The organism is Marinobacter sp. V34, from assembly GCF_055524115.1.
Genome location: NZ_JBUPZY010000004.1, coordinates 248,431 through 275,103, shown reverse-complemented (window position 1 = coordinate 275,103; position 26,673 = coordinate 248,431). Strand labels below are relative to the sequence as shown.

The 26,673-nt window shown below is 50.4% G+C and carries 21 protein-coding genes; 18 read left to right on the top strand and 3 right to left on the bottom strand.

Annotation, left to right across the window (positions count from 1 at the left end; all coding sequences use genetic code 11):
* Positions 1–117: 117 nt before the first annotated feature.
* Positions 118–1,740: an FAD-binding oxidoreductase gene (locus tag AC0B60_RS08955; RefSeq protein ID WP_465085415.1), complete on the bottom strand. Its 1,623-nt coding sequence runs from the start codon at positions 1,738–1,740 to the stop codon at positions 118–120.
* A gap of 459 nt (positions 1,741–2,199) precedes the next feature.
* Here AC0B60_RS08955 and prpD point away from each other — a divergent pair, with 459 nt between their 5' ends.
* The 13 genes from prpD to AC0B60_RS08890 all read left to right on the top strand — a co-directional run bounded on the left by prpD (position 2,200) and on the right by AC0B60_RS08890 (position 17,007).
* Positions 2,200–3,684, top strand: a complete 1,485-nt coding sequence (gene prpD / locus AC0B60_RS08950) for a 2-methylcitrate dehydratase (RefSeq protein WP_465085414.1) — start codon at positions 2,200–2,202, stop codon at positions 3,682–3,684.
* Positions 3,685–3,842: 158 nt separating this feature from the next.
* Positions 3,843–4,568 carry a PEP-CTERM sorting domain-containing protein gene (locus tag AC0B60_RS08945; protein ID WP_465085412.1) on the top strand — a complete coding sequence of 242 codons (726 nt, stop codon included), beginning with the start codon at positions 3,843–3,845 and terminating at the stop codon, positions 4,566–4,568.
* 189 nt (positions 4,569–4,757) lie between these two features.
* Positions 4,758–6,170 (top strand): TIGR03013 family XrtA/PEP-CTERM system glycosyltransferase, encoded by a 1,413-nt coding sequence (locus AC0B60_RS08940; protein ID WP_465085411.1) that lies wholly within the window; start codon positions 4,758–4,760, stop codon positions 6,168–6,170.
* A gap of 59 nt (positions 6,171–6,229) precedes the next feature.
* Positions 6,230–6,874, top strand: coding sequence for an XrtA/PEP-CTERM system exopolysaccharide export protein (locus tag AC0B60_RS08935; RefSeq protein WP_465085409.1), 645 nt, complete (start codon positions 6,230–6,232; stop codon positions 6,872–6,874).
* A 57-nt stretch (positions 6,875–6,931) separates the two neighbouring features.
* A complete protein-coding gene (locus AC0B60_RS08930; protein WP_465085408.1) occupies positions 6,932–8,458 on the top strand; it encodes an XrtA system polysaccharide chain length determinant in 1,527 nt (508 codons plus the stop codon).
* Positions 8,458–9,372, top strand: a complete 915-nt coding sequence (locus AC0B60_RS08925) for a P-loop NTPase family protein (protein ID WP_465085407.1) — start codon at positions 8,458–8,460, stop codon at positions 9,370–9,372. The genes AC0B60_RS08930 and AC0B60_RS08925 overlap by 1 nt, the downstream gene beginning before the upstream one ends.
* On the top strand, positions 9,365–10,648 hold the full coding sequence (locus AC0B60_RS08920; RefSeq protein WP_465085406.1) for an outer membrane beta-barrel protein: 1,284 nt from the start codon (positions 9,365–9,367) through the stop codon (positions 10,646–10,648). The genes AC0B60_RS08925 and AC0B60_RS08920 overlap by 8 nt, the downstream gene beginning before the upstream one ends.
* 16 nt (positions 10,649–10,664) lie before the next feature.
* Positions 10,665–11,588 carry an XrtA system polysaccharide deacetylase gene (locus AC0B60_RS08915; protein ID WP_465085405.1) on the top strand — a complete coding sequence of 308 codons (924 nt, stop codon included), beginning with the start codon at positions 10,665–10,667 and terminating at the stop codon, positions 11,586–11,588.
* A complete protein-coding gene (locus AC0B60_RS08910; protein WP_465085404.1) occupies positions 11,582–12,739 on the top strand; it encodes a glycosyltransferase family 2 protein in 1,158 nt (385 codons plus the stop codon). Before AC0B60_RS08915 ends, AC0B60_RS08910 begins: the two co-directional genes overlap by 7 nt.
* A 7-nt stretch (positions 12,740–12,746) precedes the next feature.
* Positions 12,747–13,880 carry a glycosyltransferase gene (locus tag AC0B60_RS08905; RefSeq protein WP_465085403.1) on the top strand — a complete coding sequence of 378 codons (1,134 nt, stop codon included), beginning with the start codon at positions 12,747–12,749 and terminating at the stop codon, positions 13,878–13,880.
* 185 nt (positions 13,881–14,065) lie between these two features.
* Positions 14,066–15,142 (top strand): CoF synthetase, encoded by a 1,077-nt coding sequence (locus AC0B60_RS08900; protein ID WP_465085607.1) that lies wholly within the window; start codon positions 14,066–14,068, stop codon positions 15,140–15,142.
* The gene (locus tag AC0B60_RS08895) at positions 15,135–16,238 is read left to right on the top strand and encodes a CapA family protein (RefSeq protein WP_465085402.1); all 1,104 of its coding nucleotides are present in this window, start codon (positions 15,135–15,137) and stop codon (positions 16,236–16,238) included. The genes AC0B60_RS08900 and AC0B60_RS08895 overlap by 8 nt, the downstream gene beginning before the upstream one ends.
* Before the next feature lie 52 nt (positions 16,239–16,290).
* Positions 16,291–17,007: a hypothetical protein gene (locus AC0B60_RS08890; protein WP_465085401.1), complete on the top strand. Its 717-nt coding sequence runs from the start codon at positions 16,291–16,293 to the stop codon at positions 17,005–17,007.
* A gap of 21 nt (positions 17,008–17,028) precedes the next feature.
* Here AC0B60_RS08890 and AC0B60_RS08885 read toward each other — a convergent pair whose 3' ends face one another.
* Both AC0B60_RS08885 and pth read right to left on the bottom strand, forming a co-directional pair.
* Positions 17,029–18,222: a glycosyltransferase family 4 protein gene (locus AC0B60_RS08885; RefSeq protein WP_465085399.1), complete on the bottom strand. Its 1,194-nt coding sequence runs from the start codon at positions 18,220–18,222 to the stop codon at positions 17,029–17,031.
* A gap of 102 nt (positions 18,223–18,324) precedes the next feature.
* Positions 18,325–20,193, bottom strand: a complete 1,869-nt coding sequence (pth, locus tag AC0B60_RS08880; protein WP_465085397.1) for an aminoacyl-tRNA hydrolase — start codon at positions 20,191–20,193, stop codon at positions 18,325–18,327.
* 499 nt (positions 20,194–20,692) lie between these two features.
* Here pth and AC0B60_RS08875 point away from each other — a divergent pair, with 499 nt between their 5' ends.
* The 5 genes from AC0B60_RS08875 to AC0B60_RS08855 are packed head-to-tail and all read left to right on the top strand — an operon-like array spanning position 20,693 to position 26,584.
* The gene (locus tag AC0B60_RS08875; protein WP_465085396.1) at positions 20,693–22,024 is read left to right on the top strand and encodes a hypothetical protein; all 1,332 of its coding nucleotides are present in this window, start codon (positions 20,693–20,695) and stop codon (positions 22,022–22,024) included.
* A gap of 35 nt (positions 22,025–22,059) precedes the next feature.
* A complete protein-coding gene (locus AC0B60_RS08870) occupies positions 22,060–22,968 on the top strand; it encodes a glycosyltransferase family 2 protein (RefSeq protein ID WP_465085395.1) in 909 nt (302 codons plus the stop codon).
* A 26-nt stretch (positions 22,969–22,994) separates the two neighbouring features.
* Positions 22,995–24,134: a glycosyltransferase gene (locus AC0B60_RS08865; RefSeq protein ID WP_465085394.1), complete on the top strand. Its 1,140-nt coding sequence runs from the start codon at positions 22,995–22,997 to the stop codon at positions 24,132–24,134.
* Positions 24,135–24,139: 5 nt separating this feature from the next.
* Complete coding sequence (locus AC0B60_RS08860; RefSeq protein WP_465085392.1) at positions 24,140–25,150, top strand: polysaccharide deacetylase family protein; 1,011 nt, start codon at positions 24,140–24,142, stop codon at positions 25,148–25,150.
* Between the two features lie 45 nt (positions 25,151–25,195).
* Positions 25,196–26,584, top strand: coding sequence for an O-antigen ligase family protein (locus tag AC0B60_RS08855; RefSeq protein WP_465085391.1), 1,389 nt, complete (start codon positions 25,196–25,198; stop codon positions 26,582–26,584).
* Positions 26,585–26,673 lie beyond the last annotated feature (89 nt).

Genomic DNA, 26,673 nt, shown 5'->3' with positions numbered 1-26,673 from the left:
TTTAGGTCCTCATTCTTCCCCGTTCAGGGAGTTGTTATGGCGATAGTCCTTGAAGAGAAAAACACCGTCCCTATTTCCCCTGACGGTGTACTACAGGTGTATCGAGGTAAACGCTCATTAGACCTCGGAATGCGTGATCCTGGGCACGTAACGTCCGGGTGCCAGGATGGAGTTGGGATCAACGGCAGCTTTCAGTTGACTGGTGAGCCTTGAGAAAGCAGATCCACCGGTATTCAGAACATCCATCGCGTCAATGTTAAGGCGGTAGGGCAGGAAGCCTTCCCTTTGCCCTGCAATGTACAGCGCGCGGTAACAGTCGTTCGCCCGTTCTGTCGCATACGCGTCCCTGCGATCAAAGAGCAGGGGGACGGTAGAGTCGAAGCAGCGATTGTTTACGGTGGTCAATGTAATAAGAGGATTGACACCGTACTGCGGGCAAATGTTTTCAATCATATCGATATAGCGGCGAACGTCATTCGCACGTATTGGGACCAGCGGCGCAAACCATATGAGCCCGCAGCCGTCGCGTGCGGGGTTTTTGGGTTGCCCGGTCTCGGGCAGGCTTCCTGATCGCCAGTAGGCCAACGCCAGCGCGACATCATTGGGGGTGCCATGCATGATTTCGAGCGCACCCGAGAGCGTATCCGCCATGCCTCTGACCCGTGTTGCCAACCTGCCGGGCAGTACGCGGGAAATGGTGCGTGCCATGTCGACTTTTCGCTGATTGATGAAGATAAGACGGTCGGTCACTGGGCCGAGAAGCCGCCGTAGCGTGCGCCGGGCCGCTTTTGCGACCTCCTTTGTTGCATAGATTGCCCCAACCCCGCTCCAAGCCGGAACGCCATAACTGTTAGCAAGACGTCCTACTTCATGATTAGGTAAAACACCGTTAACGGCCTTGTCTTCGGGGAAAGGGATCATCATCGAGAGCATGCGTTGGCTGTTAAGTAGATTGATCGCAACAACCGAGCCGCTAAGCGCTTGCAAAACAGCTCTGACGGTGGGCACTAGCGCTTCCAGTTTGGCATCGTCTTTTGTGGAAAAGAAAAAAGCAGTGATGGTTTCGGGAGCTGGTGCAAGAGCGATGGTCATATTAACAACCACGCCGAAATTTCCTTGGCTAAAAAGCCCGTCGATATAGGGGCCGATGCCCCATTTGAAAAGTCCGTCTACTTCCGCTCCACCAAGTTCGCTCAGCTGCGTACGGTAAAGGGAACCGTCAGGCAATATTGCTTCGATCTTTGTCACCGCCGCAAAGTGGTCGGTAATCGGTGTGATGCCGTAACCCCGCTCAAGTGCGTTACCAAGAATGCTGCAGGTGGGGCCTGCGCCGGTAACAGGCACGAGGTAATCGCCCTCATGACGGTCCAGGAATTCCCTCAGGGCGCCCTGGGTTACACCAGGGCCGACAGTGATGACGCCCATTTCGGGATCGAAATCGGAAATATGGTCAAGCCGGCTAAGATCAAGAATGGCACAGTCGTCTTCAACCGGGTTGGCGCTACCGTAGCCCCAGTTATTGCCTGTGCTCACGGGGTAGACGGCAACGTGCCATCGTTGCGCAACCTGCATAATCGCTGCGACCTGATCCTGGTTTTCCGGGCGGAGCACAGCGGGAATAGACCGCTGTGCTCCTATTGTGGAGGCGCCAGCATCTGCTGTGTCAGCCGAAACGACTCCCGAATCCCCCAGGATAGTGGTCCATTCGGCAATGGCAGATTCGGTAGAGGTGCTATTCATTGGCATTTCCAAGGTTTACCGAAGACTTAATAAATACGTCTTTAAACATTCGTGACGGGTTGTTCACCAATGGCGCAGAATTATAGGCTTGATGCCGCCCGGATAACTATATTGTAGCATTACAGCTTTGAAATAGATTTATGGTAAATAAGTGCCTTACAAACAGTCGGTTAAAGTGGAATAATAAAAACATGACATGGAATTATTTATTAAAACAAATTAACCAAGATTTGATTGCTATTCTGCTAATTAATAGCAGGGTAATTGCTTGAAGCGTCTGTGATTTCATAAATAATTGAAAAAATAGTGATTTTGGAATTAATTGGTTTCCATAGTTTCGTAAGGCAGGTAGATATATATCTGAGTAATAAGTGATGATTAACAATCATATACCCTGAATTTCAGGGGGGCATCAACTAGGCTTCACCAGCTAAAGTTTCAGATAGGGAGAAAAGTTTTATGTCAGCAACATTCGATCTCAACGAACGCCCCGAGTATGACGACCTAATCCAAACCATCGCCGACTATACCCTTAGCTACCGTGTGAAAAGCAAAGAGGCCTGGAACACTGCCCGTAACTGTCTGATGGACACACTTGGCTGCGGCTTGCTCGCCCTGCGATTTCCGGAATGCACCAAACATCTGGGGCCGATAGTGGAGGGCACAGTAGTACCCTATGGTGCCCGGGTTCCCGGTACATCATTCCGGCTGGACCCGGTAAAAGCCGCCTGGGATATTGGTTGCATCATCCGGTGGCTGGACTACAACGATACCTGGCTTGCGGCGGAGTGGGGTCATCCATCCGATAATCTCGGGGGCATCCTCGCGGTAGCGGACCACCTTTCCCAAAAACGGGTGGCAGAAGGCAAAGACCCATTGACCATGAAAGATGTGCTGGAAGCCATGATCATGGCCCATGAAATTCAGGGTGTACTGGCGCTGGAAAACTCCTTCAACAGGGTAGGGCTGGACCATGTGATACTGGTCAAGGTGGCGTCCACAGCCGTCACCGCGAAACTGATGGGCGCAAACCGGGCGCAGTTACTATCAGCGCTATCCCACGCCTGGGTTGATGGCCAGTCATTGCGAACCTACCGCCACGCGCCGAATGCGGGCTCTCGCAAATCCTGGGCGGCAGGGGACGCCACCTCACGTGCTGTGCGGCTGGCAGATATTGCCATAAGAGGGGAGATGGGTATCCCGAGTGCACTGACAGCTCCCCAGTGGGGCTTCTACGACGTGCTCTTCAGCAAAACCAACAAAGACCAGAAACTCAAGCCCGAGGATAAACGTCAGTTTTCTTTGGCCCAGGATTTCGGCTCCTATGTTATGGAGAACATCCTGTTCAAGATTTCCTTCCCGGCAGAATTTCACGCGCAGACAGCGGCGGAGGCCGCAGTCATACTGCACCCCCATGTCAAAGACCGCCTGGAGAAAGTTGACCGCATAGTCATCACCACCCACGAGTCCGCCATCCGCATTATCTCCAAGCAGGGTAGGCTCACTAACGCCGCTGACAGGGATCACTGCCTGCAGTATATGGCGGCGGTACCGTTGATCTTTGGCAGCCTGACCGCAGAACATTATGAAGACAGCTTTCACCAGGCCAACCCGGTCATCGACAGCATCCGGGAAAAGATGGAAGTGGTGGAGGATGAACGGTATACCCGTGAGTATCTGGAAGAGGATAAACGTTCAATCGCCAATGGCATCCAAGTGTTCTTCGAAGATGGCTCCAGTACGGACAAAGTCTCGGTTGAATACCCCATTGGTCACCGTCGCCGCCGAAAGGATGGGATCCCGCTCTTGGAAGACAAATTCTACAACAACCTGGTCACCCGGTTCCCTGGCCAGCGCTGCGAACAGATATTCCGACTCTGCAAGGATCAGAAGGCGCTGGAAAGTACGCCTGTGCACGAGTTTGCTGAGCTTTTCGTGATATGACACTGATACGGATAAGTTACAGGTGTGTCAGCTTAATTTACACACCAGGTGGTGCGGTTTCATAAGTGGCCGAAGCATAAACGGTTATGATTGTGGCACGGACCATGCAGTCAGTAATCCTGTGTAAGCGACACACATCAGATCAATGGAGTACTGATATGAAAAAGATAACAACCGTTCTCGCAACCGGACTGCTCTTTGGTGCCTGTTCCTGGGTTTCAGCGGCGCCTGTTCTCGCGATCAGCGCCCAGGGTGGTCTAGCAGCCGGCCAGGCAGAGAGCGACTTCCTGGCCACCCTTAGCGGTGGTTTCCTTACCGAAACCTTCGACGACAACACCTACTACACCCCCGGAACCCAGTCGGGCACTATTAATTCCCAGGCCGGCCTCGGTTCCTTTACCAGCGTGGTAGCCGGTTCGGGTGGACTTTGTGATAGTGGCATCTACGACTGCGATAACGGCCTTGCGGTGCTGGATGCAGGCACAACGCCATTCAATGGCCGCTACTCCGTCTCCGGTAGCAACTGGCTGGACAGTATGGACGCCCGGGAAATGAACATATCTCCGGTGGCAGGCTACAACGCCATAGGCTTTTACATGACAGATCCGAACGACGCTGGGGGTCGGTTCTCGATTGGCGGTGTAGATTTCAACTTCGGGAATATCTTCGGTTCTGCACTGGGTAATGGAAGTATTTTTTACATTACATTGTTCGATACAGAAGGCTTGGGCAGTGTTTCCATTTTCTCCAATAACTCCAATGACGGGTACGGCCTGGATAATGTAACCATCGGCATGGTAGCTGTTCCGGAGCCAGGCACATTGGCACTTTTTAGTCTAGGACTTGTAGGGCTGCTGGTGGCACGTAAACGGCAGAAAAAATAGCCCACTACAAAGAGGCAACTGGCGATTCGAGAACCTTGAATTGTCAGTTTCCTTTACATCGTGGCGGGTTTGTTTGCTCATCGGCGATTGCAGTTACGGAAATTTACAGTACACTGCTGTTCACGTAGCGCTGTATGTAGACGCACTGGATGCGTACTTTCATAGTTGCGAACAGCAAAAGGAGTTGGCGTGGCCCACGTCAGATTGTTCAGACACTACATTCATCTTCCGTATGTCATTCTCGGCCTGATTGATTTTCTGGTGCTGGCGTTTGCCTTCGCGTTGGCTGTGTTTTTCCGCTATTTCGGCGACGTTTCCTTCTTCCTTGAAAACCTGAGTTTTCTGTTGCCCTCAGCGGCCGTGTTTTCGGCAATCAACCTGCTGGTCATGGTAGCCCTCGGTGTTCATCAATCCCGCCTGGAAGAGGGGATGTCGGGGATGATGTTACGCACCATCTTGGCGCTGATGGTCAGTATCCCTCTGTGCGGGTTTGCCTACCTGCTTAACAGCGAATGGCTGTGGTACATCGGCACAAGCAGTGCACTGACCACTGGCTCAGTTTTCGGTTTTTTCCTTTTGGGCATTGCTCGCCTCTTCTTTTTTGCCACCGTCGGCAAAGAAAGCTTCAAACGAAAGGTGCTGGTATTGGGGGCTGGCTTCCGCGCCAGGCAGATTCACGAGGATCTCAAAACGCCCTTCAACCGTAAGGGCTTTATACTGACTGGTTTCGTGTCGCTGCCCGACGAACCGGTTGAGATCAGCAAAGACTACCTGCTAAACATTCCAACCACGCTCCAGCAATACATTCTCAAACACCCGGTCAATGAAATTGTGGTGGCGGTGGACGACCGCCGCAAAGGTCTGCCTATGGAAGACCTGCTGGAATGCAAAATGGAAGGAGTGCGGATTGTAGACGGCGCCGCGTTTTACGAAAGGGAATCCAGAAAAGTCGCCTTGGAAATGGTTACTCGTGGCTGGTTGGTATTTTCTGACGGGTTCACCGTTTCGTCCGTTTTCGGGGTTGGAAAACGCTCCCTCGACATATTGTCTGCCGCTCTTCTTTTGCTGGTCAGCTTGCCGCTGATGCTGCTGACTGCCATAGCCATCAAGATCGAGGATGGCTTCAACGCGAAGATATTTTACAGTCAGGAACGGGTAGGGCTTAACGGCCGCGTTTTCAAGGTACATAAATTCCGTTCAATGATAACCGACGCCGAGAAAAACGGTGCGGTATGGGCCAGCAAGGACGACGCACGGGTTACCCGGGTAGGGGATTTTATCCGCAAGGTGCGGATTGACGAACTGCCACAAATTTTCAATGTGCTGAATGGTACTATGGCTTTCGTTGGCCCGCGCCCCGAAAGGCCGGTGTTTGTAGAGCGGTTGTCGGAAAAGATTCCATTCTACAGTGAGCGTCATCGCGTCAAACCGGGTTTGACGGGCTGGGCCCAGCTTTGTTTTGCTTATGCGGACAATGAAGAGGACACTCGGGAAAAGCTCCGTTACGACCTCTACTACATCAAGAATCAAAGCCTGTTGCTTGATTTGTTGATTATAATTCAGACAGTAGAAGTGGTATTGTTCAAGAAAGGATCAAGGTAGTTTCGGGGCCAGCTCTCCCCGAGACATGGAAACAGATATGGACCCAGAGAGGAATAACAATGTCATCGAAGTATTCACTGCAGGGACTCCTGCTGTCCCTCACGGCGGTAGCATTTGTTGCAGGTTGTGCCGGGCCTCAGTCGTCATCTCAGGAAGCTATTGACCAAGCCCTGCGTCTACAGACCTCAACGAGTGTTGACGAGTACGTGCTTGGACCAACCGATGAAATCCAGATTTCGGTCTGGCGCAATGCAGACCTCAGCATGGTTGTGCCCGTACGACCGGACGGCCGAGTATCTATGCCGCTTATTGGTGATGTTCAGGCTACCGGTAAAACGCCCGAGCAACTGGCCAATGAAATCGAGATTGGTCTCACAGGCTTCATCCGCGAACCCCAGGTAACCGTTGTGGTCAAGTCCATGGGTAGTCACGAGTTCAGCGACCGTGTGCGGGTGACCGGTGCTGTCAATCAGTCCATCTCTGTGCCCCACCGGTCAGGCATGACAGTTCTGGATTTGGTATTGAGTGCGGGAGGCGCAAATCCTTTTGCTAAGCTCAATGATGCCATGCTTTACCGCGCTTTAGGCGACAGAATGGTGGCTATTCCTGTTCGTCTGGACGACATCCTCAACAAAGGGGATGTGTCAACCAACTACCGCATGCGGCCAGGGGATATCCTCACCGTTCCGGAACGGAATTTCTAAGACCAGCAATAACTATTATTTGAAGCAAATCGCGGAACCGGTCAATAGGTAAGACAGATGGCACTTCCACTAAGTCAGCTCCCTTCAGAAATGATCAGAGAGGTCCGGTCACGAAAATGGCTGGCCTTCCTGCTTTTTGCCATTATCAGTTTTGCCGTGCTGGGGGCAGGGTTTGTGTGGCCTTACAAATACCACTCCCAGGTTGTGATATTTGTGGATGACCGGAATATTATTCGCCCGCTAATGGAAGGCAGTGCCGTAACGACTGAAATCAGCGAGCGCACTTCGGTGGTCAGGGAAATGCTTTGGTCCCGAGACGTTATGTCGAAAGTTGCGAGAGACGAGGAGATTTTCGGTCAGAACGCGGAGCAGCTCAGCGACGAGGCTCTGGAACGAAGAGTAGACAGGCTTCGCTCCAACATGAATGTTCGCCCCCGTGGTGATAGTTACTTCAGCATTGGCTACACCTCCGAGTCGCCTATGAAGGCTTTCCGCATTGCGCAACGCCTTGGGCAGCTTTTCATCTCAGAGAATTCTGCAAGCAAACGCAAGGAAAGCCGTAATGCCTATAACTTTATCGATAAACAGGTTAAAAATTACGAAGCCATTCTTGCCGAAGTTGAGCAAAAGCTGAAAAAGTTTCTTTCGGAGAATGTTGACGGGACAGAAGGCGAAGCTAATGCCCGTATGGCGAAGTTGCGGAGGGATCTTGAGCTTGCACAGTTGGAGCGCTCCGAGCTGATGGCGCGGGCTGAATCGCTGGAGTCTGAACTTCAGAAAGTGGAGCCAATGCTCAGCCAAGGCCGCACGGCTGACGCCTATACCCGTCGAATTAGAGAGAAAGAAATTCAGCTTGATGACTTACGATTGCGATACCACGATACCTATCCGGACATCATTGCCCTGAAAGAACAGATTGCTGAACTGAAAAGGCAACGGAGCAGGGCTGCCCAGAGCGGTACATTGGATCAGGTCGCCACACAAGGCGACCAGTTGGTCAATCCTCTGTACCAGGACATCAGCTCAGAGGTCGCCAAAACCCGTGCAGATACTCGCACTCAGGAGTCGCGTATCAACTCGCTTCAGAGCCTGATTGCGGAACAGGAAAAGCGCATGGAGCGCATCCAGGAAAACAAAGCTCAGTACTCTGACCTTACCCGGGACATGGAAGTGAATGAGCAGATTTACAACGATTTGCTCAAGCGCCGTGAAAAAGCTCGGGTGTCTATGCATCTGGACATCGAAGGTCAGGGCCTCAACTTCCGCATAAATGAAACCGCCCAGTATCCACGGGAGCCGGCCGGCCCACAGTTCCAGCTGTTTGCGTCCGCGGGCCTGATTCTCGGAGCCTTGGCTCCGTTTGGTCTGGCAGCTGGCGTGTTGCAGATTGACCCTCGAGTGAGAGCCCGTAAACAGCTTGAAGATGGTATTGGTTTGCCCGTGTTGGCTGAAATTCCCCAGGTTAGAACACCCTATGAGAAACGCACAGATCGTTGGTTAACCATTTCAGTCTCTGTATGCGCTGTGCTGGTTGTCGCTGCCTATGGCGGTGTTGTCGGTGCAGCGCTGATGGGGGTCATTTGATGACAGAGCAAAAACAGGACAGGGAAAGGAAAGAAATGGAAGCGGATATCCGCCCTGATGATAAAACCTCAGATGCGATCGACGTAAATGGAAGAGAGCGGACCGGCGATCTGGAGAAACAGGGCAGGGCTTCTGATGGCGATCGCAAGAGCGGCTTCTCCCAATGGGAAGACTCTCGTATGTTGGTGCCTAGCTCGCTGGAGTTGGGGCCCGGCGCTGTTGATCGGTATGTGATCAGCAAGCAGATCGTCAAGATGCAGGAGCCCCGCCGGCTCACCCGCGACGACATGGACGAGCGGCGCATTATCTATCCGGAATCCCAGAACCGGGCGCTGGTAAACCGGTTTCGCCACCTGCGCACCAAACTGCTGGAGGTGTCAGGCGGTAACAACTTTACCATGGTGGTCAGCGGCGCGTGTGAAGGCGCAGGAACGTCGTTTATGGCGCTCAACCTGGCTGCTGCGTTTGCGTTCGACCAGTCGAAAACCGCATTGATAATTGACTGTAATTTGCGCTATCCCACGCTGCATTCCCAGCTTGATCTGGCCGCCGAAACCGGCCTGACGGACTTCCTGGAAGACTCAGACTACGACATCGGTCGGATTATCTATCCCACAGGCATTCCGCGCCTGCGACTTATTCCTGCGGGCAGTCAACGCGAAACGCCAGGGGAATTCTTTACCTCATTCCGTATGAAGCAGTTCCTGCAGGCCATTCGTCGGCGCTATCCAGACCGCTTCATAGTGCTGGATACTTCGCCTATCAGCGATTCGCCGGATGCCCGCATTCTGGGGGAGCTTTGTGATTATTCCATGCTTGTGGTGCCCCACGGCCGGATCACCGCGACCGCAATCGAGAATGCAGCACAGGCCTTTAACCCTGAAAAGTTTGTGGGAGCTGTAATCAATGGCTGAAGTGCACGGATCAGGGAAGATCCGATGGGTTATCTCCATCGGCGTTGGCTGTATGATGGCAGCAGGGCCTGCTATGGGTGCTACCAACAGCCTTTCGGGTGGTATCGATAACCGCTTTTCGGACAATGCACGTCGTGCCTCGGCAAACGAACAGAGCGACTTGGAAACCCGGGTGAACTTGAACCTTCAGCACCTGAGCGATCCGGGACAATGCACATCCTCAGTGGACATGGGGCTGGGTTATAGCTACTGGCATGACGACGCCTATGATTCCGAAGTGTATACCAACGGCACCCTGCAGGGGCAGTGCGAACTGGCGAGAGGGTTGGTGTGGCAGGCTTCCAACACCGTTAGTCATGTTACACGGGACACCCGCAGATCAGATACTCAGGACAACCTGACCCGCAGAAACGTGTTCAGCACCGGCCCGGTGTACACCCTGGAATTAACACAGGTCGACGAGCTGCAGTTCTCTGCAACCTACGAACAAACCGAGTTCGAAGAACACGAGGAGCCAGACAGCGATCGCGTTTCCGGCACTGTTGCCTACAACCATAGCTTTAGTGACACACTACAAGGTGGCTTGTCTGCGAGTGCTCAACGCACAGAGCTCGATACTGGCGGGGAACTGGACCGCGAATCCGCCGTTGTGACCTTCAGCAAGGTATGGGCAACCACTCAGGTAAGCGGCTCCATCGGCAAAAATCGCCTTGAAACTCGACTGGGTAGTCAGGAGGTCTCCACCGATGGCATTACCGGTACGTTTAGCCTGGTGCGTCAAATCAATCCCAGCAGCGAACTTTCCCTGAGCGCCAATCGCAAGCTAACGGATCAGACGTCCACTCTGGACCTTCGATTTGAGGACTTCAATTTCAACCTGACCGAATCGTCAGCGGTGGAAGTCACGGCTGCAAGGGCAGGGTATAACACCCGATTCAGCGATGGGTCTGCCCTCAGCACCGAGCTATCTGTCAGTCGCAGTGATTATGTCCGGACGGGTAATCGCGAGGAGCGAAGCGGTGTTAACCTGCGTTTTTCAAGACCAGTAACAGAGTTGCTCTCCTGGTTCACCAGCGCAGCTTACCAACACCAGCGGTTTGATGACGAAGGCACCGAGGATGACGTGGCTCAATTGTCAGCCGGTCTTGATTATCAACTGAGTGCCAGAATGGACGTTCGGTCCGCCATCGGTCACCGTCAAAAGACCAGCGACATTGCATCCAGGGAATATAACGAGAACTGGATTGCGGTTTCCCTTAACTATCGATTTTTCTGAGTAGGGGGACGTAGTGATGACGAATGATAACGGCTCTATCCGGATCGCCAACGCACTCACCATTGATGTGGAAGACTACTTCCAGGTGGCAGCCCTTGCCGAAGCAGTCGATCGTGAAGACTGGCATTCCATGGAATACCGGGTTGAGGCCAATACCCACCGCTTACTGGAGTTGCTGGAGCGACACAACACCCGGGCAACGTTCTTTACCCTCGGCTGGGTAGCGGAAAAATCACCTGGGTTGGTTAGAAATATTCAGCAGGCCGGGCACGAAGTGGCCAGCCACGGCTACAGCCATCAGCTGATTTATAACCAGACGCCCGAGGTATTTCGCGAGGAAACCAGGCGTTCAAAAAAGATTCTTGAAGACATTACCGGTGAACCCATTACCGGATACCGTGCCGCAAGTTATTCCATCACCAATCAATCACGCTGGGCGCTGGATATACTTGCAGAAGAAGGGTTCGTCTGGGACTCGTCCATATTTCCGGTGCACCACGACCGTTACGGCATGCCGGGTACACCGCGTTGGCCCCATCGGCTCACAACCGATAACGGCCATGAACTCGCGGAATTCCCCCTGAGCACCCTGAAGTTTCCCGGTTACACCCTACCAATAGCCGGCGGCGGCTATTTCCGGTTGTTTCCCTACTGGTTCAGCCGCTGGGGCCTGGGCAGTATCAACCGGCAGGGTCAGCCATTCGTATTCTATCTCCACCCTTGGGAAGTTGATCCGGGCCAGCCAAGACTGGATGTAAAGTGGTTCTCTCGCTTCCGGCACTATAATAATCTGGACGTGTGCGAACAGCGGCTTGATCAGTTGCTGGGCCATTTCCAGTTTACAGCCATGGGTGATGTGCTGAGAAACCTCAAGCTGCTTGAAAAAGAACCGCCGGGAATAGCCGGGCAAGACAAAATGGAATTCACATCGCCATGCTAGTCCCACTGTTCTGGCTTTCCCTGTTACTGCTTTTCTACATCTATTTTGGTTACCCGCTGATGGTAAAGGCAGTGGCCTTGCTCTGGCCTAGTCCCATAAAAGCCAACACGGAGCACCAGCCGAAGGTGTCCATCCTCATTGCCGCCTACAATGAAGCTCAGGATATTGAAGCCACCTTGCGGAACAAACTGGCGCTGGACTATTCGGCGGACAAACTGGAGGTCCTGGTGATCTCGGATGAATCCGACGATGGTACAGATGACATCATAGAGCGTGTTGCAAGCGAGTCTCGTTTCCCGGTCCGCCTGTTTCGTCAGGTGCCGCGGCAGGGAAAAACCGCCGGCCTGAACACCCTGGTACCAGAAACGACCGGTGATATAGTCCTGTTCTCAGACGCGAACTCCCAGTGGGACAGGCAGGCAGTCAGCAGGTTGTGCAGTAACTTCGCCGACCCCGATGTGGGCTATGTTACCGGCAAGATGGTCTATGTGAACGACGACGGTTCCCTTGTGGGAGACGGCTGCAGTGCTTACATGAAATACGAAAACTGGCTGCGCGAGCAGGAAACCCGGGTGGGCGCGGTAGTGGGTGTAGACGGTGGCATTGATGCCATGCGAAAGACGCTTTACCAGCCCCTACGCGCCGATCAGTTGCCAGACTTTGTACAGCCGCTGAAAGTGGTCGAGCAGGGCTACCGGGTAGTCTATGAACCCCTGGCCTTGCTGAAAGAAGAAGCCCTGAACGACAGCGGCAGCGAATTCAGTATGCGGGTACGAGTAAGCCTTCGTGCCCTGTGGGCGCTGAAAGATATGCGCCACCTGATGAACCCCCTGCGAGACCCGGTCTTTGCTTGGCAACTTATCTCCCACAAGCTGCTGCGCTACGCGGCCTTTGTTCCCTTGGCAACCCTTGCCCTGAGCACATTACTACTCGCTTCGACCGGCGCTATCTACACACTGGCCTTCCTGGGCCTGGTCACCTTCACTGCCTTGGCCTGGACCGGCCACAAGAGGGAAGGGGAGGGAAAGCCGCTGCCCGTAATTTACTCAATCCCCTACTACTTCATGTTGTTGAACATTGCCTCTTACAAGGCGACGGCAGCGTTCCTGAAGGGTGAGAAGAAGGTTATCTGGAATCCAAGGAAGGGATAGGCCATCAATGGGAATGAAGGTACTGCACCTTATTGACAGTGGTGGCCTTTACGGTGCCGAGAAGATGTTGCTCAGTCTGGTTCAGGAACAGGTGAACCAGGGACTCGAACCGATGATACTCAGCGCCGGAGAGCTGGGTATCGATGTAAAACCTATTGAGGCTGAAGCAAGGAGAAAAGGGCTGCCCCTAACTCCCTGGCGGATGTCCCCCGGCCTTAATCTGAAAGAGTCATGGAAAATCCTGAAATGGGCGCAGAAGAATAACTACAACCTTCTTCACTCCCATGGATTCAAGTTTAATGTCCTCCTGGGGGGGTATCCAGAAAGCCTCAGGCATATTCCGATGGTCGTCACCCTGCATGGATACGTCCATGCCCCCCGCTATTCGAAAATGTGGTTATACGAGTCGCTGGACCGGTTTGCCATTCGCCGCATGAGAGGTGTTGTTCTCGTGGGGGAGGCGATGAAGAAAGAGTTGCCAGGAAAGCTTTCAAGCGGGCACTCCGTCGTTATACCCAATGGCTTGGATATCTCAGAGCTTCAGACAATGTCCATGAGTTCACTGGACGAGCCTTTTAAATCATTTTACGACAATCATGAAGTTGTGATTCTTGGTGTCGGCAGGCTTTCCAGAGAGAAAGGGTTCGACAGGTTGCTCTCAGCCTTTTCCGAGTTCAGAAAAGAATTTCCAAAGTCGGGACTGGTGATTGTTGGTGAGGGTAAACTCCGCCAGAAATTCGAGGCATTGATTGAGGAGCTGGGTATTAAGGACGATGTGCTTATGCCTGGATACTGTAGCAAGGTACCCGTGCTGCTGCGACATGCGAGTGCGCTTGTTATGCCCTCCCTCACCGAAGGGCTACCAATTACCCTTCTTGAGGCGATGTCGTTGAAAACTCCGGTGGTCGCCTCCGTCGTCGGCGAAATACCCAAAATTCTAGGTGACGGCGAAGGCGGTGAACTTCTGAGTGACGTCGAGCCAGCGACAATTACCAGAGCTATTGAGAAATCCGTGAAGGACGAAGAGCTTTCCTCCCGGAAAACAGACTGGGGCTATGAGGTGGTACGCAAACACTATTCGTCGGAGGCAATGGCGAAAAAATACCTGGAGTTTTATAACGGGGTTCTTGCGAAACCATGATTCTCAGGCCTGCCAGATTTCTCCTTACCCGATGTTTGTTTCTCGCGATGGGCTTGCCCATCGCACGTTACAGGAAGGAAGTGGAGAATTTATGGAGTTTAAGCGAAGGGGCTAGAGAGGAAAAACTAGGTCGATTGTTGGCGCATAATCGTCCATGTAATTCCGAAGGTGCCGTAGTGAACAGGATGGATGTTCTGAGCTCATCTCCCTCATTGTCCAAGAAAAAACTTCGTGATCAATCTAGAGAGGGGCAGGGGGCGAAGGAAAAATCCCGGTTCGGCCGCCATACAGCAGGTACAACCGGAGAGCCAACTGAAATCACCCTTGATAAGAAAGAACTCGCCCGAATGTTGGGCGTTCGTGATTATTGCTTTCGTCACTATGGTTTAAAGCTTGGTCAGCGAGAGGCCAGACTATGGGGCAGGCCTGAATCCGGTGTGAAATCCTGGCTCAAGAACTTTGTAATGAACAGGCGAGTTTTCCATCCCGTGGGCGTGGACGCCACGAGGGAGGTGGCCGAGCTGTTGGAATGGAAACCGGATTATCTATACGGTTATGCATCCCTGTTGCTCGAAGCCGCGCAGATTCTCACGAGCATGGACATAGAGTTTAATCCACCGAAATGCGTGGTGTGTACCGCAGAGTCGATTCTCCCGGCTCAAAAGGCTTATATATCGCGGGCGTTTAAGGCTCCGGTAGCGGAAGAGTATGGATCAACCGAGTTTGACGTAATCGCGTTCGAGTGCACAGAAGGCCATCGTCATCTCGTAAACCCCTGGGTATTAATTGAGAACTCTGAAAGCAAGGGATGCCTGGTGACGGACGTTTCCAGAACATCTCAAAGCCTGATACGTTACGAATTGGGTGATCATGCAAGCCTTGAAAAGTCAGGCTGCACCTTGTTAGGTGCCACTGACGTTATCCATCACCTGGAAGGCCGTTCTATAAATCGTTTTGCTTACCTGTCCAGGAATGAGAAATTCCATGCACTGGAGTTTGCTCGAGCGGTGGATCGGTATCAATCAATGTCGGGCGAAGTTTTCGAGTTTTCCGTTTACCAATATCAATATGGCCGTTTTGTCCTGGAGACCTCGACGATCCCCGGGAAAGGCCGGCAGGACTTGTGCGAGTTCATTTCAGAGCATCTGTACCCCGTGGTAGGAGAGAGGGTTAGTATCATCCCCGCCGGTGAACGGATAGATACGGAGCCCTCTGATAAGAAAGGTTACTTTGTACAAGCAATGGAACTGGATCATGAGTGATAGAACAGCACTTACTATTGCAGCCGTGGGCGATATCTCTTTAGGGGACCACCCGGTTTGTGTCGGCCATGGAATGAGGGCCGTGATGGCTGCTCATGGAGTCGATCTCGTTTCTGAAGTAAAGGAATACTGGTCAGACAGTGATGTTGTAATCGGTAATCTCGAAACTGTAGCTTCGAATGTAGGCTTGAAGCCAGGAAAGCTGTCCTCCTTTGAAATGCGTGGGGACCCAGCATCGCTAACGACTCTCAAAGAAGCAGGATTTAACGTACTAACCGTCGCGAATAATCATGCGCTACAGCATGGACAAGATGCTTTCGATGACACCCTTGCTGGTCTGAGAAGCGCAGGCATCGAGTCAATCGGCGTTGATGATCAGAAAACGGGGAAAACCATTCCTTTCGTGCTCGAAAAGTCAGGTAAACGAAATGTATTCCTCGGCTATTCGATAAGACCGGAGGAGTGGAGTAAAGATGGTATCCCCTACAGCTATAGAGATTCTGTTGATTCAATAGTCTCAGAAGTTGAGGAGGTCAGGAAGGACGCAAACGGGGCTTTAATCGTTTCAATCCATTGGGGCTTGGAATATCTCGACTACCCAGGACCTGGGCAACTCGAACTCGGTAGGAAACTCGTCGATGCCGGTGCCGACGTAGTTATTGGCCACCATCCGCATGTTCTTCAACCTTTTGAATACTATAAGGAAGGGTTGATTATCTATAGCCTCGGTAATTTTCTGTTCGACCTTTGGCATCCGGAAACGAAACCTACTGCAGTTGCACGAATAACGATTGCGCCTGGTCACCCTCCAAGCGTTGACTTTAAGCCTGTCTATATAGACTCAAAGTTTTTTCCCCGAAAAGCGGATCAGGATCAAAGTTCCGTAGTGAGGAATTTGTTGTCTTTCGATGATCAGTGTGTTGACTCCATAATCAGAATGTCTCCGGAGGAGTACCGGTCCAGGTACAAGGCTAATCTGGCTATGGTCAGGCCACGGAAGTACAAATATTTCATAAGAAATATCTACCGATATCCGATTAAAATTATACTTCAGTCATTTATGAGAACCTGCTATAGACGACTGACCGGAACTTGATGGTTTTGCTTGTCGCCTGGTTGTATAGAGCTTTCGTTATGAGGATGAGTTGATGAGTAAAATAGTGGATGTTTTATGGACCGGGGGATGGGATTCAACCTTCAGAGTCATCCAAGTACTTTTTCAGGGTGATGACGTGAAACCTCATTATATCTGTGACCCTGGCAGGGCTTCTACAAGTCTGGAGATATCGGCGATGCACCGTATTGGTGAGCTGATTAAAGAGAATTCGAGTCTGAAGGGTAACCTGTTACCTATAAGCATCGTCGATTTTCCGGATTTTGAGAAATATAGTGATATTGAAGATGCTTACATCGATATCATGAAAGAACACTACATTGGTGAACAGTACAAGTGGATCGCTGATTATTGCAGGTATGAAAATATAGATTCAATCGATATATCTGTCCAAAATAATCCTTTTATACGAAAAAACCATTCAAGAGACGACTACCCTTTTTCAGTTATCTTTAGAAGTCTGAAGTTTCCTCTGATTACCTTTTCAAAGAATGAAATGAAGGAATGGTGTATCGATCACGGGTTCCTTTCAATTATAGAGGAGAGCTGGTTCTGTCACTCGCCTACACGAAGTGGTAAACCTTGCGGTGTCTGCAGCCCATGTATAGTGGTTGTCGAAGAAGGTATGGGTTATCGCCTGCCAGCTAGCGCCAAGATTCGATACTATTTCAGAATTCTTCCCAGATTGAAAAGTATCTTGAAAAATTATCCGAAATTTTACACTTACTTATACAAACTAAAATCAAGATAATCAAACTGGATTTCGGAATCGCTATTTATAAATATTATCGATAGTTGCATTCAACGTTCTGGCGTCATTTTCCCAGTTGTATTTTGACTCAATAGCAGCGCGCCCATTTTGACCCAGAACGGTTCTCCGTTCTGGGTCACGCAAAAGAACCATTTTTTCTGAGATATCGGTGGGATCTAAGTCCTTGCATACTACACCGCTGCAGGTTTCATTTAATATTCGTGCTATGGGAATAACCTCTGTAGCTAATACTGGTAATCCAGCCAGCATATAGTCGAATATTTTATTCGGTATAGTATGATTCCAATGGCCGCATACACGATAGGTCAGGGCGCCAACGTTGGCTGAGGCCATTAATTTTTCTACCTCATCGTGGTCGAGCCATCCGTGGACTTTAACACTTTCGCTAATCCCCAGCTCATTACTGAGTGCAATCAGGCGTTCCTTTTGTGCTCCTTTGCCAATGATGTCGATCCGAATAGCGTCGGCTGCCCCCTGGGTTTTTATATAATGAGCCGCGCCTTCAATTAGCAAGTCGAGGCCTCTGAGCTTTGACAGAAAACCTACATATACGATTCTTAGTTGAGTTCCCTGATGCTGATGTGTCGCTCCCTTAAACTTATCTTTCGGGGGAGTGTTGCTGACTATAGATATTTTGTCTGTGTTCACCCCCATTGCGATGAGTCGGTCTTTCGATTCCTGAATCATCACAAGTATGTGGTCGACTTTGGTTATGACCTTCCGCTCATAATTTCTAGCAATTTGGGGGTTTTTAAGAACTTTTGTTGTCAGTGACCTGGTGGAAAATTGCGCTGCGGATTCGTACATTTCCGGGTAGCACTCGGCCATGTCGAATACTACTTTTAATTTTCGTGTTTTAGCGACCAAAATGCCCGCTTTCACAAGAGGTAGGTCCCGGACAATTACTACGCCTTCATTTTTCCTGATATGCCGGGATGATCGTAAGAGAAGCCACAACCAGAATGGGTTGAACCAAAAAGGCAGATTCACGGCTGCCTGAACAAATCTTGGTAATCTGCGAGTTATTGGAAGGCGACGAATGGCAATCCCATTATTCTCGTCTATCGTGGGCAACTGATCTCTGTTACGTGCAACTATGGTAACGCTATGCCCGGCGCTCTTGAGTGTTTGCGCGAGTTTCTCTACCCGTACGTCCCACGGATAGTCTTCCTTGTAGACAACTAGAACTTCCATTTTGGTTTAAGCCATCCATTAAAAAGGCGCACAATGAAGAATCATTGTTGATGCTGGTCAGGTCGCCACGTATTGTTTGTTTTTTGGTTGGAATATGCAAGGTCAGACGTTGGCAGTATCTGAGTTTTCTATTTCCCGCAGTAGTACGCCTACGGCCTGATCGATACCCGACTCCAGAGCCTCCTCATCAGTGCTGGAGAAGGACCGCAGAACAGAGGTCTTGGTGGTTTCCGGGTTGTCTGCCCGCCGCACTCCGACCCTTAGCCGTTTCACCTCATAGGAGCCAAGTGCACCAATTATTGACTTCAATCCCTTATGACCGGCATCGCCGCCGCTCTGCTTGAGCTTCACCTGCCCCAGCGTTAAGTCCATTTCATCGTGGACAACCAGGCAATTGGCCAGGGCTCCGTTTGTACGATCAAGAAACTGCCGAGTAGGTGGGCCGCTGTGATTGATTTTCGACGCTGGCTTAAACAAATTTACAGTTCTTCCGCCGATCTTCAGTTCGCACACCAGGCCTTCTGGACAGGTGACCCAGGAGGCCTTTGCGTCGGCTGCCATCCGATCCAGAACACGATGCCCGGCATTGTGTGGTGTATTCACATATTCAGGACCGGGATTACCCAATCCCACGATTACTTTGTGGTCAGAATCGTTTCCAGTGAGCGGGGCTGCATAAGATTCAGGTGTCGTACTTTCGCCTTCTGCACTTCCGGTTTTGGGCGGTATCGGCTTGTACAATCTTGAGCAGTCACCACAAAAATCCTGGATTCCACATCGGGTGGCCCAGCAACTAACAGGTTTCTGCGTATGGTACATCAGCCTTACCAGGTGATCTGCTTTGTTGGAGCCTTTCAGAAGAACAAGATCCCCGGGCTGGAGAAGGTTGTTGAGGAACGTGGCAGCGTCACGTATCTCGCTAAAAGCGTGAAGGTTCTGGGCGTCAGTCGTACGCTTTGCTTTCATTGCTCTCGGAGCGTGAGGCCCCACAAAAATAACAATGTCGCCAACTTCCAGAGCTTGCTTGGCTACCTTGGGATAAAGCTTGGAGGCGGATAGGGAGTAATCGGAAAGGGTACCAATTACAAGAACCTTTCTTTTTGCTTTCGCCTCGGCCATGAATTCGAGAGGCGCCGAAAATGACCAATGAGGTGCTTTCCAGTCGTCTCGTAAAAAGGTAACGCCACCCGATGTTGAAACAATCTCCATTCTTCCTTCTGCAGGCTTCACGTCAGCGATAGCAGATATCGCGTTTGTTAATGGAATGCCTGAGGCCAAGCCAACACCAAGAGATGAAAGCACTGACAAGGCAAGATGTTTTCCGTGGAAGGCTGTTCTTACCTTGTATATGTCTCCATCGTATTCAAGCTTAAGAGTCAGTGGTTCTGGCCATACCGAGCTCACTGAAAGGAGTCTCAAAGTTGCACCTTCCGATTTTCCTACCCAGATAACCTTCCGGTTACAGCTATCACCTATGGACTTAACGAGTGGATCGTCGATGTTCAGTACCGCAACTCCGTCGGTGGGCAAAGCCGAAATCAGTTTACCTTTTTCCTGTGCGATGGCCTCCAGGCTCCTGAACGCCTTGAAGTGATCCCTTGCGACAAGAGTGAGGACGGCTATATTAGGGGTAAACAAACGAAGCGGCCTGTCCAGGTCTCCGGGATTGCCGCCTGACACTTCAAGAACGCAGTATTTATGGCGAGGGCTCACCCGGAGAAAAATCTTGGCAATGCCGTCTGGGTAATTCTGGGATCGTGGAGTGCTGTAACATTCTCCAACTGAGCCAAGAACGCTTGCGGAGAGATCCTTAACGGTGGTTTTTCCGGCACTTCCGGTGATGCCCACGAAAAATACCGATTTTAGTCTTTTGCTGTGAGCGAGTGCTAGCAAGTACCGGAATATATGCGCTGCGTAGCGGGCATATCTATAGATAAAGTTCCACGTGTTCTTTCGGATTCGGCCAATCATCGCGTTTCACTCCGTTGATATGCCGGCCAGTGTGGGCTGCCTATTGTTAACACAGTTAGACGTGAAACAACGCTTAGCAAGCCGACGGTCAAGTTCTGATTCTAAGTTAAGGTCGATCTTTAGCCCAGAGTCAGTTTCCGAATTGAGTATTGCGAAACATAAACCAATGCTCGAGCGAAACAATAAGGGCCCTAATGCGCCACACATCGCCAAAGGCGTCACTTGTAAGTTTGTAACTTTTAGAGATTGGTTACAGATGCTGGAAAACTGGCGATGTTGATTTTGGTGATCTTGCAGACAAAAATGATCACTCGGCCTTTTATGTCGAGATCTGGGCGAGTTGGGTCGGCTCGTATTGGTGCCAATTGACCTCAGCCCAAGGTATTCGGACTGTAGTGTGTTAAATTTTGTAGGTTGTTTGTCGCTTTGGGAACTTTGATACATTATTCGTGAGCTGGATTGTTACTATGTCAGCAGGCGGCAAAATTTGGAGAATTTCATGAGTATTTGTAAATCAAAAAAGCGCAACGTGGCCATACTTTTCATTGGTGGCCTTTTGGGCTGTGCTTTTCAGGTTCAAGCGGACCCTGTGGTGTCAACGGTGATTTTGCAGGAGGGAGGGCAAGGATCGGCAGAGCGGATCTCGGTGTTCGGGAATGGCTTTGGTAATAAGGCACAAGCCGCACCTTTACTCGTGGACCACGTCGACGTCGCCTATGAAAACGGAGTAAGAAATAGCATATATTCTGACGTAGATGGTTTGGAGGCTGTGGTCAGATCCTCTGACTCCAACGTAAGCCTCTGGGAAAAATCCAGCTTTAACGTTCGTGTGGATAACACTCGCGCCAAGCGGCATAGCGGATCTAAATCACAGTATTCTTTCGAAGGTGAGAACAACTTTCTGGGCTGGCCTAATGCATACGGTGGGCGTGATACTCCAGTGGACAACCGACAGCTTTACGTTTCCTGGTGGTATAAGCCAAAGGTTGATCCGGCCTCCTACTGGGCTTTTACGACTGAAACTCTTAATGGCAATTTTCAAGAGTCTGAGGTCTTGCTCGTAGAAGGCGGCTATGAGGGCGTTTATCTTGGTATTGATAGTGATGGTTTGATCAATGCTTCGTTCCCGGGAGTGTCCAAAAAGAATCTGGGAGGCTCTCGCATTGAAGGAAAGAAATCCGGCGCAACAGTGATTTTCCCTACGGAGTTTCGGGGTGGTAGTGGCACCGGTTTTGAGACACCAGGCTCTCAGAAATTTTTAAGGGTATGGGAGGATCCCAATGGCAAAGAGGGTATTCGTTTTTCTTGGACTCAAATGCATCAAACCGGCATGGGTGTTGTTAATTGGGATGCCAAATCACTCAATGCAGGAGAATGGAATCACCTAGAAGTAGAGCTTGATACGACAAAAGGTAGGGTTGATTTTGCTATTAACGGGGAGTTCTTTGGTGGTTATAACTTTGAACCTGCCAAGGATGCTTCAGGACGATATAGTCCCACGATTGCAGCGTTAGGGCTAAATGGAAAAGTTGGCAAACTGCAAGAGGGAGAAATCGATGATATATACTTCGATAACTCGCTCCAACGAGTAATCATTGGTGATTCGCCAGACTTTGATACGCTTACGCAGTACGAAGTTCAAAGGCCGGTTTCCTGGAATGATGGAGCGATTGAAGTTTCGCTATTCCTCGGGCAGTTTGAGGACAGGGGGACGCTGGCTGGTCTTTACGTATATGTATTTGATAAACAGGGAAATGTTAATCCTAGAGGGTACGAAATTTGCGAAGACTGCAAGGCCCCTCCGGCATCAACCTCCCTCACTGTCGAATAGTAACGCTTAACTTCATGTGAGGTTTTTAAAGGAGTATGGCTGAGGATGGTATTAATTTGATGCAGTCGCGCCCTCTGGTTTCCGTAGTAATCCCAGTATACAACAGAAGTCCATATATCAGGGAAGCGGTTGGTTCGGTATTAAAGCAGGATCATGAGCCTCTGGAGATAGTTGTTGTCGACGACGGCTCAACCGATGGGAGCTACGAACAACTGGAAGAAATGGCGAAAGAGGGCTCAATTCGTCTGTATACGCACCCTGGACATGAAAACCGCGGGCAGTCCGCTTCTTTGAATTTGGCAATTCGTGAAACCAGAGGCCAATTTATTGCTGTGCTAGACAGTGATGATCTTTTTGCTGAAGGGAAAATTTCATTTCAATTGGAGTTTTTGGCGAAAAATCATGAAGTTGGTATGGTTTATGGTCAGGGGTACGCAGTAGATGCTGGAGGTAATTTTCTCTTCAAGGTCCCGGCTGATGACCATGAGGAATCGGGTGATCCTAATCGATTGTTGTTGGATTGCTATATGGCTCTACCGGGCGGCGCACTGATTCGTAAATCTATTCTGGATCAGGTTGGTGACTTTGAAGAATCGTTTCGTGCCGGGCAGGATCACGACATGGCCCTTCGGATAATGGAGGCAACAAAGGTTGCCTACCTGCCAAAGCTCGCCTTCTATTACCGGAAACATGGCGACTCCATTAGTGCCAAGGGTCTCGAGCGACGCTGGAAAACCGGCATGGAGATCCTCCGCAGGGCAACTAAACGCTACCCCTACAAAAAAAGCACACTGAGGAAACGAAAGGCAGTACTGCATTTCCGGTTGGGGCAGACCTATTGGCGGGAGTCAGGTAAACTAAAATCGCTCGGTCATTTGCTCCTAGCCGGAGTTATGGACCCTATACGGGCTTTTGGCGTTATTCTTGGTCGCGAAAAGGCCTGATATTTACCATTGGAAGCGCAAATTTCATGCAGGTACAGGGACGCAGCGCGGACATGGAGCCAATTCTCTTTGTGATTGACCATTTCCGGAACCCCAATGCGGGAACCGAAGGTCAGCTCTTCCAGCTTGTGAAAGGGCTCGATAGAACCCGTTTTACCCCTTATCTGCTAGTCTTTAGTAACTCCGACTATCTTTGCGAGCAGGGCTTTCCCTGTGAGTATGAGGTGTTGGGCCACAGCCGCTTATCCTCCCCCTCCATGTGGCTTGCGCTCTGGAAGTTTGCGCGTCGGTTTCGGGCGAAAGGGGGCCGACTGGCTCATGTTTTCTTTAACGACCCTTCGATCATCTGCCCGCCAGTGTTTCGTTGCCAGGGCATCAAAACCATCATTTCCCGCCGCGACATGGGCTACTGGTACACACCGGCCTGGAAAGCTGCCTTAATCGTTACCGGCAGATTTGTTTCTGCGGTTATCACGAATAGCCGCGCAGTTAAGGCAGTTACCGCACAGAACGAGCTATTATCTCCTGGGCGGATTTACGTTGTTTACAATGGTTACGAAAGAGGTCCAGAGTCTGAAGCAATACCGTCTGATCTGGTCAATTTAAGGCGTCAGTTTCCTGGGGCTGTATTCGTCGGTTTGGTCGCCAATATCCGGCCGATCAAGCGTATTCAGGATGCAATTGTAGCCTTTGGTGGTGAGTACCATTGCTCTGACAGTGCCCATCTACTGATTATCGGCGATGGAGACTCCAGCGGACTGAGAAATCTTGCGACAGAGCTTGGCGTGAACAAACGTGTTCACTTTCTTGGGCGGCGATCTGATGTCACATCCTGTCTGGAGGCGCTTGATGTAGCTTTGTTGTGTTCCGAATCCGAGGGATTCTCAAATTCTATTATAGAGTATATGCAAGCCGGGCTGCCGGTAGTTTGCAGTAATGTGGGCGGTAATCCAGAAGCTGTCGAACATGGCGAAACTGGTTACCTTTATCCCTGTGGAGATGTAGCAGAACTGGCGAACTTCCTTACAAAACTGTCAGAGAGTGAGGAATTGCGTCGATCAATAGGTGACCAAGCAGGTAGAGTGGCGAAGGAACGGTTCGGGATGCGACAGATGGTTAATGAACACCAGAATATTTACAAACGGGTTATCGGGTCAAAGGGCTAGGTTGTATGTCACTAGTGTCCAAAGCTGTTCGTAAACTTGCCCCACTTGGCGGCTATGCACTTGCAAGGCAGTTGTGTCGCAAACAGCCACGTATCCTGATGTATCACCGTTTTCCAAATTCCACCGCAAACCGGGGCGGTGATTTTGAGTTTTTTGAAAGACAGGTCAAATATATTAGTGAGTATTATCAGCCATATACATTGGCCGGGCTTATCCAGTACGCCAACCAAAATGGCAAAATGCCTGAACATGCGGTGGTGATTACGGTCGATGATGGTTACCGCGACTTTTACGACGCCGCTTTCCCAATACTTCGTAAGCATGGTGTGCCTGCAACGCTATATGCAACTACCGGCTTTGTCGATGGCCGTTTGTGGTTGTGGCCAGACAAAGTGACTTGGTTGCTGAAAAATGCTCGTGAGGTAGTTGTTGATGCGAAGATTGGATCAGTTATGTTCCATACACTGCAATCATGCGAGAACTTGTATAACACTTGCTGGCAAACCTTGATAGCGTATGGGCTGTCTATTCCTGACGACGAGAAACAGGCGTTCATTTCCGATCTCGCCGGCGTGTTTGGTCTGGAGTTACCGGAAGCAATCCCTGAAGAATTCGCTCCAATTAGCTGGGATCAGTTGCGAGAAGTTGAGGCAGCAGGTATTGAAGTGGGAGGGCATACGGTAACGCATCCTACTCTGGGCCAGGTGACCGAGGCCCAGGCTCAGGATGAAATATACGGATGTCGAGATGAGTTGATTGAACACCTGGGAGATAAACCAAGAACTTTCTGTTATCCCAATGGTCAGCCGTCGGATTTTCAGGATTTTTTGTTACCCATGGTGGAACGGGCGGGCTACTTGGGAGCGGTGACCGCTTTCCCGGACAGCAGAGGTACAGAGAAGCGTTATGCTATGAGACGGCATGCTTGCGGCGATAACGAGTATCAGTTTTTGAAGGCGGTATCCGGTGTGGAATATCTCGGGCACCGGGTACGGGGTGAGGCGCAAAATGTTTAGCATCTTGGTAGGTATGCCTGTTCTTTTTACGGCGGTGAGATAGTTATGTCCCAATCAATGCTCCATCGCAAGGAAAGCGAAGCCACTTCGCTTAAGGGGATCGTTGGTGAGCAAACTGTAAATAGTGCCTGTTTTGTAATTTATCTTTACTTTGTGCTGGATTTTTTTCTGCGGTTCTCATCCAGAATTCCGGGTTATGGAATGTTGCGCCCTACACTTATGGGGGCAGCCATCATCTCCATATTGCTATTCGTACAACGGGAAAAATTTAAAGGGCGATTTGATGACCCGATTTTTAAATCAATACTGGTACTGCTCGGGTATATCGTTCTTAGTTTGCCGGTGGTTGAATGGCCCGGAAGCGTTATAAAAAGTAATCTTGACCCATTTGTCAAGGCATTGCTCTTTCTCTTCTTTACGGCCCTTATTATAGATACAGATAGAAGGCTAAAGTGGTTTCTTGGTGTGTTTGTTTTTTGCCAAGTATTTCGGGTTATAGAGCCGCTTTACCTAAATATTACAGAGGGTTATTGGGGAAGCTCAACACATCTGGGTGAAGGTGATTTTGCGGATCGCTTAGCGGGTGCACCCGCAGACGTTATTAACCCTAATGAATTGGGTTTCGTAATCGTCACGGCGATTCCATTTCTACATTATTTGCTCTGGCCCCTTGCTTGGAAAAGCAAGGCCCTTTATTTGATGCTTATGCCCGCGTTGCTCTACGCCCTGTTATTGACGATGTCTCGAGGTGCGTTTCTGGCGCTGCTTGTGGTTGCATTCTTTGTGTTCAAAGAATCTCGACACAAGATGTTCTTGGTGCTTGTAGGCATATTGGTGCTTACAATGGCGTTTAGTATCATGACGCCTGTTCAGAAAGATCGATATCTTTCTCTTGTCGATCAGGAAAATACTGCTGGGGGATCTTCTGTTGAAGGGCGCTTGAGTGGCTTGGTTGGTGAGTTCAAGTTAGGGCTGACGAGGCCCGTGGTAGGTCATGGTTTAGGGACGACTTCAGAAGCAAAATGGCACAAGTGGGGGACAACCAAAGCTAGCCATAACCTTTATGGTGAGCTACTAATTGAGCTCGGTATCATCGGGGCAGTATTGTTTATTCGCTTTCTATTTTTTATCTATCAGAGGTTTAAGAAAAACCGGATACTGTTTCAAGAGTTAGGGTTGAACCACAACAGCTTTTACTCAAGACTCAATAAGGCTCTGGTAGCGGTATTTTGGATGTATGCTGTCTACAGCATTAATTATTGGGGTCTTTCGCAATATTATTGGTATTTGTTTGGTGGCTTGGCGATAGCATTTGGCCGATTGTTAACTATTGAATATTCAAGGCATTCCCAGCTTGAAAAGTCAGGTGAGCTTCAGTTGCCTCAGCAGGTGGTGAAATCGAAATACCCGTTAGCTGAGAATATTCGTCGTTAAACAGGCCGAGGTTGTGGTCGCACTCGATTAAATGGGTATTTATATACGATGCTGAATTCGATACAGGGGCTGGCCGTGATCGGCGCTCT